This is a genomic window from Providencia sp. JUb39 (genome assembly GCF_012272845.1).
Classification (GTDB): domain Bacteria; phylum Pseudomonadota; class Gammaproteobacteria; order Enterobacterales; family Enterobacteriaceae; genus Providencia; species Providencia lanzhouensis.
In genome coordinates, this window is record NZ_JAAWXD020000001.1 from 561602 (window position 1) to 575892 (window position 14291).

The 14291-nt window shown below is 46.7% G+C and carries 8 protein-coding genes, 1 tRNA gene and 3 rRNA genes; 10 read left to right on the forward strand and 2 right to left on the reverse strand.

The features are described 5' to 3' along the window. Positions 1 to 58: 58 nt before the first annotated feature. The 5 genes from hemE to HFU86_RS02525 all read left to right on the forward strand — a co-directional run bounded on the left by hemE (position 59) and on the right by HFU86_RS02525 (position 3778). Positions 59 to 1123, forward strand: coding sequence for a uroporphyrinogen decarboxylase (gene hemE, locus HFU86_RS02505; RefSeq protein WP_036953572.1), 1065 nt, complete (start codon positions 59 to 61; stop codon positions 1121 to 1123). Between the two features lie 133 nt (positions 1124 to 1256). Then, positions 1257 to 1928, forward strand: a complete 672-nt coding sequence (nfi, locus tag HFU86_RS02510) for a deoxyribonuclease V (protein WP_187128661.1) — start codon at positions 1257 to 1259, stop codon at positions 1926 to 1928. Positions 1929 to 2002: 74 nt separating this feature from the next. Continuing rightward, positions 2003 to 2590 carry a YjaG family protein gene (locus HFU86_RS02515; RefSeq protein ID WP_036953566.1) on the forward strand — a complete coding sequence of 196 codons (588 nt, stop codon included), beginning with the start codon at positions 2003 to 2005 and terminating at the stop codon, positions 2588 to 2590. A 199-nt stretch (positions 2591 to 2789) separates the two neighbouring features. After that, complete coding sequence (locus HFU86_RS02520; RefSeq protein WP_006657071.1) at positions 2790 to 3062, forward strand: HU family DNA-binding protein; 273 nt, start codon at positions 2790 to 2792, stop codon at positions 3060 to 3062. Between the two features lie 32 nt (positions 3063 to 3094). Then, positions 3095 to 3778 carry a DUF1481 domain-containing protein gene (locus HFU86_RS02525; protein ID WP_080675654.1) on the forward strand — a complete coding sequence of 228 codons (684 nt, stop codon included), beginning with the start codon at positions 3095 to 3097 and terminating at the stop codon, positions 3776 to 3778. 313 nt (positions 3779 to 4091) lie between these two features. On the opposite strand, the gene purD is transcribed toward HFU86_RS02525, so the two are convergent. Both purD and purH read right to left on the reverse strand, forming a co-directional pair. Beyond that, positions 4092 to 5378 (reverse strand): phosphoribosylamine--glycine ligase, encoded by a 1287-nt coding sequence (purD, locus tag HFU86_RS02530; RefSeq protein WP_187128662.1) that lies wholly within the window; start codon positions 5376 to 5378, stop codon positions 4092 to 4094. A gap of 15 nt (positions 5379 to 5393) precedes the next feature. After that, a complete protein-coding gene (purH, locus tag HFU86_RS02535) occupies positions 5394 to 6983 on the reverse strand; it encodes a bifunctional phosphoribosylaminoimidazolecarboxamide formyltransferase/IMP cyclohydrolase (RefSeq protein WP_036953559.1) in 1590 nt (529 codons plus the stop codon). Between the two features lie 643 nt (positions 6984 to 7626). Here purH and HFU86_RS02540 point away from each other — a divergent pair. The 5 genes from HFU86_RS02540 to metA all read left to right on the forward strand — a co-directional run bounded on the left by HFU86_RS02540 (position 7627) and on the right by metA (position 14241). Then, positions 7627 to 9166: ribosomal RNA gene (locus tag HFU86_RS02540) — 16S ribosomal RNA — on the forward strand. A gap of 85 nt (positions 9167 to 9251) precedes the next feature. Beyond that, a tRNA-Glu gene (locus tag HFU86_RS02545) sits at positions 9252 to 9327 on the forward strand. A gap of 359 nt (positions 9328 to 9686) precedes the next feature. Next, positions 9687 to 12592: ribosomal RNA gene (locus HFU86_RS02550) — 23S ribosomal RNA — on the forward strand. A 139-nt stretch (positions 12593 to 12731) separates the two neighbouring features. Next, positions 12732 to 12847: ribosomal RNA gene (gene rrf / locus HFU86_RS02555) — 5S ribosomal RNA — on the forward strand. The 16S, 23S and 5S rRNA genes sit together here with 1 tRNA gene alongside, the layout of an rRNA operon. A gap of 464 nt (positions 12848 to 13311) precedes the next feature. Then, complete coding sequence (metA, locus tag HFU86_RS02560; RefSeq protein WP_132497074.1) at positions 13312 to 14241, forward strand: homoserine O-acetyltransferase MetA; 930 nt, start codon at positions 13312 to 13314, stop codon at positions 14239 to 14241. Positions 14242 to 14291: the final 50 nt, after the last annotated feature.

Sequence of the window (14291 nt, forward strand, 5' to 3'; positions counted from 1 at the left end):
CTGGTATAATATGGCGCCTTAGCCATTTGCGGCGGCCACAATAATAATGGAGTAAATAATGACTGAGTTGAAAAATGACCGCTATCTACGTGCGTTGCTACGTCAGCCTGTAGATGTGACCCCAGTATGGATGATGCGTCAAGCCGGGCGTTACCTACCAGAATACAAAGCGACCCGCGCAGAAGCTGGTGATTTTATTGCTTTATGCAAAAATACTGAGTTAGCGTGCGAAGTCACGTTACAGCCACTTCGTCGTTTTCCATTAGACGCCGCAATTTTATTCTCTGATATTCTGACCATCCCCGATGCAATGGGGCTGGGTCTTTATTTTGAAACGGGAGAAGGTCCTCGTTTTGAAAGACCAGTAGCAAGCGCTGCCGATGTTAAAAATATCCCAATTCCCGATCCAGAAATGGAACTGGGCTACGTGATGGACGCAGTTCGTGCCATCCGTAAAGCCTTAAATGGTGATGTACCACTGATTGGTTTCTCGGGTAGCCCGTGGACATTAGCGACCTATATGGTTGAAGGTGGTAGCAGCAAAGCGTTCACTAAAATCAAAAAAATGATGTATGAAGATCCGAATACGCTGCATTTGCTACTAGATAAACTAGCAGATAGCGTGATTTTGTATCTGAATGCTCAAGTGCGTGCTGGTGCTCAATCCCTGATGATTTTCGATACGTGGGGCGGCGTGCTGACTAAGCGTGATTACCTGGAATTCTCCTTGCGCTACATGCACAAAATTGTCGATGGCTTAATTCGTGAAAATGACGGTCGTCGTGTGCCTGTGACCCTGTTTACCAAAGGTGGTGGGCAGTGGTTAGAAGAGATGGCGGCAACAGGCTGTGATGCGCTAGGTTTGGATTGGACTACCGAAATTGCGGATGCTCGTCGTCGCGTTGGTGACAAAGTTGCGCTGCAAGGCAATATGGATCCTTCAATGTTATATGCACCACCTGCGCGTATTGAACAAGAAGTGCAGCACATTTTAGCAGGCTTTGGTCAAGGTGAAGGGCATGTCTTCAATTTAGGTCATGGTATTCATCAAGATGTGGCGCCTGAACATGCGGGTGCGTTTGTGGACGCGGTTCACCGTTTCTCTCGTCAATATCATCAGTAGCCGCCAAGGCATAATCGAGGTAGAACTTGGTGTTTTATCTCGATTTGAACCTCTCAATGTGTAGTGTATTTACAGGATCTTGTAAGTACATCATTATCATCTATGATTAATCCTTATTAATAATGGTTCCGTGATGGCAATTGATACTCAGCAGTTGCGACAACAGCAGGTAGAGCTAGCTCAACAAGTCATTCTGAATGATGAGTTTGTTCCACCGCGTTTTATTGGTGGTGCGGATGTCGGTTTTGAGCAAGACGGCACCGTAACTCGCGCGGTGATTGTGGTGCTTTCATGGCCTGAGCTGCAATTGGTGGAGTATCAAATAGCACGGATCCCAACTCAGTTACCCTATATACCCGGGTTGCTCTCGTTTCGTGAAGTCCCAGGGTTAATGGCTGCGTGGGAAAAAATCCAACAAAAGCCCGACTTAGTGCTGGTGGATGGTCAAGGTATTGCTCATCCACGGCGTTTTGGTGTGGCTTGCCATTTCGGATTATTGGCCGATGTCGCAACGATAGGGGTAGCAAAAAGCCGTTTATGTGGTGATGATGTTGAACTCAATGCTGAACCTGAAAGTGTCGAAATGTTGAAAGTGGCTCAAGAGCAATTAGGATGGGTTTATCGCAGTAAGAAACGCTGTAATCCTTTATATCTTTCTCCGGGTCACAAAGTCAGTTTTATTTCCTCGCTAGAGTGGGTAAGACGGTGTATTCAGGGGTATAGATTGCCAGAACCGACCCGTTTTGCTGATGGAATCGCTTCGAATCGCACATTTTTTAAGCGAATGAATGAGAAAATTGGCTAATTATCAGCAAAATATGTGGCATTGGCAGATTTTCAGGTAAACTGCGAAGTATTGAGATTGATGAGTCAGAAATTATGTTAAGAAATCCTATTCATTTGAGGTTAGAGAAACTAGAAAGCTGGCAGCATATGACCTTCATGGCATCCCTGTGCGAGAGAATGTATCCTAATTATCAAATGTTTTGCCAGCAAACTGAATTTGCTGATGCGAAGGTTTATCGTGCCATCCTTGATTTAGTTTGGGAAACCTTGGTTATCAAAGATAGCAAAGTCAATTTCGACAATCAGTTAGAGAAGCTAGAAGAAATTATTCCAGTCGCCGATGACTTCGATATGTACGGTGTTTATCCCGCTATCGACGCTTGTATTGCTTTAGGTGAACTCATTCATGCAAAACTGAGTGGTGAAACCCTTGAGCACGCAATCTTAGTCAGTGAAGCATCGATTCGTACTGTTGCTATGCTTGAAATGACTCAAGCAGGGCGTGAAATGACCGATGAAGAGCTAAAAGTGGTGCCTGCTGTGGAAGAAGAGTGGGACATTCAATGGGACATTTTCCGCTTATTAGCCGCTTGCGAAGAACGAGACTTAGAGTTAATTAAAGGATTAAAATCTGACCTCCGCGAAGCGGGTGTCAGCAATATCGGCATTACTGTCGCGTAAATTTTGCACTTTTAAGTGCGAAAACGTGACTTAAAGCAGTAATGCTGTGTACTAAGACTTCACATTTACCCCTACTCTGTTCTACATTTAGGGGCGAGAAGAAGTGGCTATCGGGGGCGTGTATCAGGGGCTGTCTATCTGGCATATCCGACGCACTCGATGCTTTGCAAACGATAAACACACTGTGTAAGGATAATTTATGAACAAGACTGAATTAGTTGATGCTATCGCAGAATCAGCAGATCTGACTAAAACTCAAGCTAAAGCAGCTTTAGAAGCAACTCTGAGCGCAATTTCAGATTCTCTGAAAAGCGGCGAAGCAGTACAACTGGTCGGTTTCGGTACTTTTAAAGTTAGCCACCGTGCAGCTCGTACCGGTCGTAACCCACAAACTAAAGCAGAAATCCAAATTCCTGCAACAACTGTACCAGCATTCTCTGCCGGTAAAGCACTGAAAGACGCTGTAAAATAAGTACATTGTCTACGAGAATTATCAGAGGGGGTATGAAGTTACCCCTTTTGTTTATTCGCCAAAGGTTGCTGGTGTTGGGAGCAGTCTCAATACTAAGCGCCTGTTCTTCTAATTCGCCTCGACTCCCTGAGTTTAGTGCCAGCGGATTTATTGCCGATGAAGGCGTAATCCGAATGTGGAGACTGAATGATGCGAAGAGTCAGCCGTTGGTCTTAATGGTGGTGTATAGCCCCTATAAAAGAACCGACACCTCCGTCAATTTCTTCGAATATCGTGATGGTAAATTGTGGCAGATCCGCAGCCAAGTCCTCAATCAAGGGGATAACAACATCACGGAACAACTGCGCTTTAGTAAAGATAATGAAATTGTGTTTATGCAGCGCGCGCAAAATAATATCAAAACCCCGCTTTCCTCTGATGAAATTAACCGCTGGCGCTTTGAAGCTGACCGTATCCTGAATATCAATACCGCGTTGATAGTGGGTGGTGTAGAACTACATCAAGGGTATTGGAAGCAAGGTAAAATCACCACTTGTGATGGTGAAAAGCGCGATGTTACTTTCGAACCGTATGCACAGAAATGGCTAGATGATAGAGCCAAAGTCTGGACGAAAGAGCTGAATTTGGCGTGGTTGGAGTCACCAGAGGGCACTCAGCTTTTGATGGTGGCGGATACTAATTTCTGCAATTGGCAACCTAGTAAAGATTCTTTGTAGGTCACCGCTCGTCGTCTTTCAAATCCTAGCGTTGTTGGCTTCGGTGACTTAACCCAGTCACATAGTAGTTATCTATGCTCCTGGGCATAAGTAACCGCTCGTCGTCTTTCGAACCACAGCTGTATTGCTACGTTCGTTCACCCTAGTCACATACTTATGTATGCTCCTAGAGATTCTCTCTCTTGCAGCTTTGCTGTGATTCGAAAGACTTAGAGCTATTGGCTGGGTGAAGGTCAAAGGCAAAAACAAGAAACAGAAAAGCAAAAAGCTGATAAAAGTTTCCTCTTATCAGCTTTGGGATTATTTGTTTCTATTACTTAATGCGGGCGATAGCGCGGTAGCCGATATCGTTGCGATAGAAGCTGTCGGACCAATTGATGGTTTTGGCAACTTCGTATGCTTTAGCTTGAGCTTTTGCGATGTCGTTACCTAATGCAGTGACACACAGAACGCGACCACCGGCAGTGACGACTTCGCCTGCTTGGTTGAGCTTGGTACCTGCGTGGAACACTTTGCTATCAGCGGCTTCTGACGTTGGTAGACCTGAAATTATATCGCCATTACGATAATCACCCGGATATCCCCCTGCCGCAATCACGACGCCGAGCGCTGGACGTTCATCCCACAGAGAATCTTTACCTGCGAGTTCGCCTTTAGCACCCGCTAAACACAGAGCGACTAAATCAGATTGTAAGCGCATCATAATTGGCTGAGTTTCTGGATCGCCAAAACGGCAGTTAAATTCGATGACTTTCGGGTTACCCGCTTTATCAATCATCAAACCTGCATATAAGAAACCTTGATAACGGTTCCCTTCTTGATCCATCCCTTTAACGGTTGGATAAATGACTTGCTCCATGACACGTTGATGAACCGTATCTGTCACCACTGGCGCAGGTGAATATGCACCCATACCGCCAGTGTTTAACCCAGTATCACCATCGCCAACACGTTTATGATCTTGGCTAGTTGCCATCGGAATGACATTCTCACCATCCACCATGACGATGAAACTCGCTTCTTCGCCATCAAGGAACTCTTCGATAACGATACGATGACCTGCATCACCGAATGCATTGCCAGCCAGCATATCATGGACGGCATCTTTGGCTTCTTGCAGCGTCATTGCCACAATCACGCCTTTACCCGCAGCCAAACCATCAGCCTTGATAACGATAGGTGCGCCAACTTTATCTAAATAAGCCAAAGCAGGCTCAATTTCAGTAAAGTTTTCATAAGCTGCGGTCGGAATATTGTGACGCGCTAAGAAATCTTTGGTGAACGCTTTCGAGCCTTCTAACTGCGCAGCACCTTGAGTTGGTCCAAAAATGGTTAAACCAGCTTGTTTGAATGCATCGACCACACCGATAACTAATGGTGCTTCTGGGCCTACGATGGTTAGACCGATTTGTTTGTCTTTGGCAAATTGCAGTAAGCCATCAATGTCAGTTGCTGAGATATCGACATTTTCCAGTGCAGGTTCCAGTGCAGTACCCGCGTTACCCGGCGCAACATACACTTTATCTGCTAATGGAGATTGTGCGGCTTTCCATGCTAAAGCGTGCTCGCGACCGCCACCACCAATAATCAGTATATTCATAGAAACCCCTAGCAATTAGTGACGGAAGTGACGCATGTTAGTAAAGATCATTGCGATGCCATGTTCATTGGCAGCGGCAATCACTTCATCATCACGAATAGATCCACCTGGTTGAATAACGCAAGTAACACCTACAGAAGCAGCAGCATCGATGCCATCACGGAATGGGAAGAATGCATCGGATGCCATTGCACAACCAGCAACTTCTAAACCTTCATCAGCAGCTTTGATCCCCGCAATCTTAGCAGAGTACACGCGGCTCATTTGTCCTGCACCAATACCGATGGTCATGTCGTTCTTCGAATAAACAATCGCGTTTGATTTCACGAATTTCGCCACTTTCCAGCAGAACAGCGCATCTTTTAACTCACGTTCCGTAGGTTGGCGTGTGGTTACGACGCGTAAATCTTCCGCTTCGACCATACCTAAGTCACGATCTTGAACCAGTAAACCTCCATTCACGCGTTTGAAATCTAAACCTGCAACAGGTTTGCTCCACTCACCACATACCAGAACACGCACGTTTTGCTTGGTAGATAAAGAAGGTAACGCGTCTTCAGCAATAGAAGGGGCAATGATCACTTCAACAAATTGGCGTTCAATGATGGCTTCTGCGGTGGCTTTATCTAATTGACGGTTAAAAGCAATGATGCCACCGAATGCAGAGGTTGGGTCAGTCTTGAATGCTTTATCATAAGCGGCATGGATATTGTCACCAATGGCAACACCACAAGGGTTAGCATGCTTAACAATAACACAAGCTGGCTCATCAAAGGATTTTACACATTCCAGAGCTGCATCGGTGTCTGCGATATTATTATAAGAAAGTGCTTTACCTTGAATTTGGTTCGCAGTGGCAATCGACGCTTCTTTTGGATTTTCTTCTATATAGAAAGCCGCGTCTTGATGGCTGTTTTCTCCATAGCGCATATCTTGCTTCTTAATGAAGTTTAAATTCAGGGTACGAGGGAAACGACCTGATGGCTGAGTAGTATCACCATGATATGGGGCAACCAGTTCGCCAAAGTAGTTGGCAATCATGCTGTCATAAGCTGCTGTGTGCTCGAATGCTTTGATAGCTAAGTCAAAGCGTGTTGACCAATTCAGGGAATTTTCGTGGTTATCCATCTCTTCGATGATTTTGTCATAGTCATTACTGTTAACCACGATAGCCACGTCTTTATGGTTCTTCGCTGCGGAGCGAACCATGGTTGGACCGCCAATATCAATATTCTCAACGGCGTCTTCTAATGTGCAATTTGGTTTTGCGACGGTTTGAGCAAATGGATAAAGGTTCACAACCACCATATCAATAGGTGCAATGTCATGCTGCTGCATGATGGCATCATCTTTACCGCGACGACCTAAGATCCCACCGTGAACTTTCGGGTGCAGAGTCTTAACGCGACCATCCATCATTTCAGGAAAACCTGTGTAATCTGAAACTTCAGTGACCTTAAGGCCTTGCTCTGCTAGTAATTTAGCGGTTCCACCGGTAGAAAGCAGTTCAACACCACGGTGAGAAAGCGCCTTAGCGAATTCAACAACCCCTGTTTTATCAGACACACTAAGCAGGGCACGGCGAATAGGACGAAGCTGTTGCATGAGATAGATCCCTTGGATTTGGATAAAGAAGCAATATCTATATATAAGTCACTAACAATTTCAGAGCATCAAAATAAAATCAATGCCGAATTTTCGCGCTAATTGTAGCGCAAACGTTTGCGTAATGCGCGAACTATTTTCACTATTTTTTCAGTCTGTGGATAAATCTGTGTGTAAGTAGGTATAAATAGGGGTTTTGCTGTGGAATGCAGCAGTTGAACTAAAAACCGTAAAAAATCTTAAAAAAAGGGTTGCAGGATTTCTGCGACTCCCTATAATGCGCATCCACTGACCGGGAACAAGCCAACGCAAAGCGCGATGGACACTGAACCGGCAGCGAGAGAATCTGAAAAGATTAAGTAAAAAAATACTTGACTCTCAATGAGGAAAGCGTAATATACGCCACCTCGCGACAACGACCTAAGTTGATAAAAACTGAGTCGAATTTCTAAAGAAATGTCGCACCGCTCTTTAACAATTTATCAGACAATCTGTGTGGGCACTCACAGGACACTATCAAAAAAATATTTGATTTTAAGTCTTGAAGAGTGACTAACACGTTAATTCATATATATGAACTAATAGGTAATTTGGTTTCTTCGGAAATCAAACGACAGTAACATTCTTTGAGCATCAAGCTTTTTAATTGAAGAGTTTGATCATGGCTCAGATTGAACGCTGGCGGCAGGCCTAACACATGCAAGTCGAGCGGTAACAGGGGAAGCTTGCTTCTCGCTGACGAGCGGCGGACGGGTGAGTAATGTATGGGGATCTGCCCGATAGAGGGGGATAACTACTGGAAACGGTAGCTAATACCGCATAATCTCTTAGGAGCAAAGCAGGGGAACTTCGGTCCTTGCGCTATCGGATGAACCCATATGGGATTAGCTAGTTGGTGAGGTAATGGCTCACCAAGGCGACGATCCCTAGCTGGTCTGAGAGGATGATCAGCCACACTGGGACTGAGACACGGCCCAGACTCCTACGGGAGGCAGCAGTGGGGAATATTGCACAATGGGCGCAAGCCTGATGCAGCCATGCCGCGTGTATGAAGAAGGCCTTAGGGTTGTAAAGTACTTTCAGTTGGGAGGAAGGCGTTGATGCTAATATCATCAGCGATTGACGTTACCAACAGAAGAAGCACCGGCTAACTCCGTGCCAGCAGCCGCGGTAATACGGAGGGTGCAAGCGTTAATCGGAATTACTGGGCGTAAAGCGCACGCAGGCGGTTGATTAAGTTAGATGTGAAATCCCCGGGCTTAACCTGGGAATGGCATCTAAGACTGGTCAGCTAGAGTCTTGTAGAGGGGGGTAGAATTCCATGTGTAGCGGTGAAATGCGTAGAGATGTGGAGGAATACCGGTGGCGAAGGCGGCCCCCTGGACAAAGACTGACGCTCAGGTGCGAAAGCGTGGGGAGCAAACAGGATTAGATACCCTGGTAGTCCACGCTGTAAACGATGTCGATTTGGAGGTTGTTCCCTTGAGGAGTGGCTTCCGGAGCTAACGCGTTAAATCGACCGCCTGGGGAGTACGGCCGCAAGGTTAAAACTCAAATGAATTGACGGGGGCCCGCACAAGCGGTGGAGCATGTGGTTTAATTCGATGCAACGCGAAGAACCTTACCTACTCTTGACATCCAGAGAATTTAGCAGAGATGCTTTAGTGCCTTCGGGAACTCTGAGACAGGTGCTGCATGGCTGTCGTCAGCTCGTGTTGTGAAATGTTGGGTTAAGTCCCGCAACGAGCGCAACCCTTATCCTTTGTTGCCAGCGATTCGGTCGGGAACTCAAAGGAGACTGCCGGTGATAAACCGGAGGAAGGTGGGGATGACGTCAAGTCATCATGGCCCTTACGAGTAGGGCTACACACGTGCTACAATGGCGTATACAAAGAGAAGCGACCTCGCGAGAGCAAGCGGAACTCATAAAGTACGTCGTAGTCCGGATTGGAGTCTGCAACTCGACTCCATGAAGTCGGAATCGCTAGTAATCGTAGATCAGAATGCTACGGTGAATACGTTCCCGGGCCTTGTACACACCGCCCGTCACACCATGGGAGTGGGTTGCAAAAGAAGTAGGTAGCTTAACCTTCGGGAGGGCGCTTACCACTTTGTGATTCATGACTGGGGTGAAGTCGTAACAAGGTAACCGTAGGGGAACCTGCGGTTGGATCACCTCCTTACCATTGAAGTGTACTTGTGAAGTGCTCACACAGATTGTCTGATAGAAAGTAGAGCAAAAAGCGCGTCTGCGAAGCTGACTGTAGTGTCCCCTTCGTCTAGAGGCCTAGGACACCGCCCTTTCACGGCGGTAACAGGGGTTCGAATCCCCTAGGGGACGCCAATTGCGCGGAGAATGAGTGAAAGACGTTCCCCACAAATAATGATTAAGCCAATTACGTTGTAGTTGGTTTAACAATTATGCTCTTTAACAATCTGGAACAAGCTGAAAATTGAAAACAACGCACATTGTTTATCGCTTAAACAATGTGAGAGTCTCTCAAAAATCTCAACTTGAATGTGTTTTTCAAACACACAAGCGAGTGGCATGAGCGAGCAGTGTGAAATTCAAGGTGGACAGCGTGCAGCAAGCGCAGCGTACATAAGTACGTGAGCATTGCGAACCCTGCCCAACGAAGAAGTTCACCACGCACAGCCATGACGTTTCGTGTCGTCTGATAAAAAGACACCTTCGGGTTGTGAGGTTAAGCGACTAAGCGTACACGGTGGATGCCTAGGCAATCAGAGGCGATGAAGGACGTGCTAATCTGCGATAAGCGTCGGTAAGGTGATATGAACCGTTACAACCGACGATTTCCGAATGGGGAAACCCAGTGCAATTCGTTGCACTATCGTTTGATGAATACATAGTCAAACGAAGCGAACCGAGGGAACTGAAACATCTCAGTACCTCGAGGAAAAGAAATCAACCGAGATTCCCCTAGTAGCGGCGAGCGAACGGGGAGCAGCCCAGAGTCTTAATCAGCATTAGCATCAGGAGAACGGTCTGGAAAGGCCGGCAGTAAAGGGTGATAGCCCCGTATCCGAAGGTGTTAGTGTTGTGAACTCGACGAGTAGGGCGGGACACGTGTTATCCTGTCTGAATATGGGGGGACCATCCTCCAAGGCTAAATACTCCTGATTGACCGATAGTGAACCAGTACCGTGAGGGAAAGGCGAAAAGAACCCCGGCGAGGGGAGTGAAATAGAACCTGAAACCGTGTACGTACAAGCAGTGGGAGCACCTTTATGGTGTGACTGCGTACCTTTTGTATAATGGGTCAGCGACTTATATTCTGTAGCAAGGTTAACCGTATAGGGGAGCCGTAGGGAAACCGAGTCTTAACTGGGCGAATGAGTTGCAGGGTATAGACCCGAAACCCGGTGATCTAGCCATGGGCAGGTTGAAGGTTGGGTAACACTAACTGGAGGACCGAACCGACTAATGTTGAAAAATTAGCGGATGACTTGTGGCTGGGGGTGAAAGGCCAATCAAACCGGGAGATAGCTGGTTCTCCCCGAAAGCTATTTAGGTAGCGCCTCGTGAACTCATCTTCGGGGGTAGAGCACTGTTTCGACTAGGGGGTCATCCCGACTTACCAACTCGATGCAAACTACGAATACCGAAGAATGTTATCACGGGAGACACACGGCGGGTGCTAACGTTCGTCGTGAAGAGGGAAACAACCCAGACCGCCAGCTAAGGTCCCAAAGTCATAGTTAAGTGGGAAACGAAGTGGGAAGGCTCAGACAGCCAGGATGTTGGCTTAGAAGCAGCCATCATTTAAAGAAAGCGTAATAGCTCACTGGTCGAGTCGGCCTGCGCGGAAGATGTAACGGGGCTAAACTATGCACCGAAGCTGCGGCAGCGATATGTAAATATTGTTGGGTAGGGGAGCGTTCTGTAAGCCTGTGAAGGTGTGCTGTGAGGCATGCTGGAGGTATCAGAAGTGCGAATGCTGACATAAGTAACGATAATGCGGGTGAAAAACCCGCACGCCGGAAGACCAAGGGTTCCTGTCCAACGTTAATCGGGGCAGGGTGAGTCGACCCCTAAGGCGAGGCAGAAATGCGTAGTCGATGGGAAACGGGTTAATATTCCCGTACTGGTGATAATTGCGATGGGGGGACGGAGAAGGTTAGGCTGGCCGGGCGACGGTTGTCCCGGTTTAAGGATGTAGGCAGGTAAATTAGGCAAATCCGGTTCACTATATGCTGAGGTCTGATGACGAGTCACTACGGTGGCGAAGTAGCTTATACCCCGCTTCCAGGAAAAGCCTCTAAGCTCTAGATTATCATTAATCGTACCCCAAACCGACACAGGTGGTCAGGTAGAGAATACTCAGGCGCTTGAGAGAACTCGGGTGAAGGAACTAGGCAAAATGGTGCCGTAACTTCGGGAGAAGGCACGCTGGCATTAGGTGAAGTGGTTTACCCATGGAGCTGAAGCCAGTCGCAGATACCAGCTGGCTGCAACTGTTTATTAAAAACACAGCACTGTGCAAACACGAAAGTGGACGTATACGGTGTGACGCCTGCCCGGTGCTGGAAGGTTAATTGATGGGGTTATCCGTAAGGAGAAGCTCTTGATCGAAGCCCCAGTAAACGGCGGCCGTAACTATAACGGTCCTAAGGTAGCGAAATTCCTTGTCGGGTAAGTTCCGACCTGCACGAATGGCGTAATGATGGCCAGGCTGTCTCCACCCGAGACTCAGTGAAATTGAACTCGCTGTGAAGATGCAGTGTACCCGCGGCAAGACGGAAAGACCCCGTGAACCTTTACTATAGCTTGACACTGAACATTGAGCCTTGATGTGTAGGATAGGTGGGAGGCTTCGAAGCGTGGACGCCAGTCTGCGTGGAGCCAACCTTGAAATACCACCCTTTAATGTTTGATGTTCTAACGTAGCCCCATTATCTGGGGTGCGGACAGTGTCTGGTGGGTAGTTTGACTGGGGCGGTCTCCTCCCAAAGAGTAACGGAGGAGCACGAAGGTTGGCTAAGCATGGTCGGACATCATGCGGTTAGTGCAAAGGCATAAGCCAGCTTGACTGCGAGAGTGACGGCTCGAGCAGGTACGAAAGTAGGTCTTAGTGATCCGGTGGTTCTGTATGGAAGGGCCATCGCTCAACGGATAAAAGGTACTCCGGGGATAACAGGCTGATACCGCCCAAGAGTTCATATCGACGGCGGTGTTTGGCACCTCGATGTCGGCTCATCACATCCTGGGGCTGAAGTAGGTCCCAAGGGTACGGCTGTTCGCCGTTTAAAGTGGTACGCGAGCTGGGTTTAGAACGTCGTGAGACAGTTCGGTCCCTATCTGCCGTGGGCGTTGGAAGATTGAAAGGGGCTGCTCCTAGTACGAGAGGACCGGAGTGGACGCACCACTGGTGTTCGGGTTGTCATGCCAATGGCATTGCCCGGTAGCTAAGTGCGGAAGAGATAACCGCTGAAAGCATCTAAGCGGGAAACTTGCCTTGAGATGAGTCTTCCCTGACCCTTTAAGGGTCCTAAAGGAACGTTTAAGACTAAGACGTTGATAGGTTGGGTGTGTAAGCGTAGCGATACGTTGAGCTAACCAATACTAATGAACCGTGAGGCTTAACCTGACAACACAGAAGGTGTTTTCGAGAAGAGAGATTGAGTTGATTTTCAAAGCAAGTGAGAAGCCGAAAGGTAGACACACAGCTTGTTCAGGATTGAAGTTCTGGTTTAAGAAAAAACTTAGACGGGAATAAACAGAATTTGTCTGGCGGCAATAGCGCGGTGGTCCCACCTGACCCCATGCCGAACTCAGAAGTGAAACGCCGTAGCGCCGATGGTAGTGTGGGGTCTCCCCATGTGAGAGTAGGGAACTGCCAGACATTAAATTAGCCGAGAAGCCACCCATTGGGTGGCTTTTTTGCGTTTGGGGGCCTAAAAAATAGGTGATAAAAGGCAAGGTAGTCATCCTTTGAAGCGCGATTATCGAAACAGCCCCCTTCAGATCTCACTAATTTCGTTGTTCTTACTCTCTGGATGCCTGTATTTAAAGGCTACTATGCAAAAACTACCACCCGAAAATCATTATTCAAGAAATCATAAGTCTTAAAATCCTCTCTACTTCAGATCAAAAAAGTCTAAGCCATTTTAGCTATTAAGCTGTAATAAAAAGTCTGAATATCATTAAGTTACTAGTTTGCTAGACTTTTAATATTCCTAATACACCAACCATCGCTTGAAATTATTTCAACTTGCTTTGAAACGCTCGACAAGTAGAGTTACATTGGTTAGATTGTTTAGCATTCTAGAAGTCTAAACGTACAAAGTATATTTAAGGGGATGAACTATGCCAATTCGCCTGCCTGATGAGCTACCAGCAGTTAATTTCTTGCGTGAAGAAAATGTTTTTGTCATGACCACGACAAGAGCCAGCCTTCAGGAGATTCGTCCCTTGAAAGTACTGATACTGAACTTGATGCCGAAAAAAATTGAAACTGAAAACCAATTTTTACGGTTGTTATCAAACACGCCATTGCAAGTCGACATTCAGCTTCTACGCATTGATCAGCGAGAATCTAAGAATACGCCAACTGAACACTTGAATAATTTTTACTGCGATTTTGAAGATATTAAACACCAAAATTTTGACGGCTTAATTGTCACAGGTGCTCCGCTAGGCTTAGTTGAATTTGCTGACGTATGTTATTGGGAACAAATAGAGCGAGTGATTGCATGGGCAAAAGAGCATGTGACATCAACATTGTTTGTTTGTTGGGCAGTTCAAGCTGCACTTAACGTATTGTATGATTTACCTAAATTGACCCGCAAAGAGAAACTCTCTGGTGTATATTCACACGAAACATTAGCGCCTTATGCGTTATTAACTCGCGGGTTTGATGCTTCTTTTTATGCGCCGCATTCCCGTTATGCCGATTTCCCTGAAGACTATATTCGTCAGAACACTGATCTTGATATTTTAGCCAGCTCACCGGAAGCGGGAGCATACTTATTTGCATCAAAAGATAAGCGTTTGGCCTTTGTCACGGGGCACCCTGAGTACGATGCAGAGACATTGTCCCAAGAATATTGGCGTGATGTGGATGCAGGGATCACCCCTGAACTGCCGTGCAATTATTTCAAAAATGATGATCCCAATAACTCGCCGGAAGTTCGTTGGCGTAGTCATGGTCACTTGTTATTCTCCAATTGGCTCAATTATTATGTGTATCAGATCACACCATTCGATCTTACTCATATGGAACCGACATTAGATTAAAAAACTCACTTAATGCCAGTTAACTGGTCATATCTCCGAATATAAGGCTG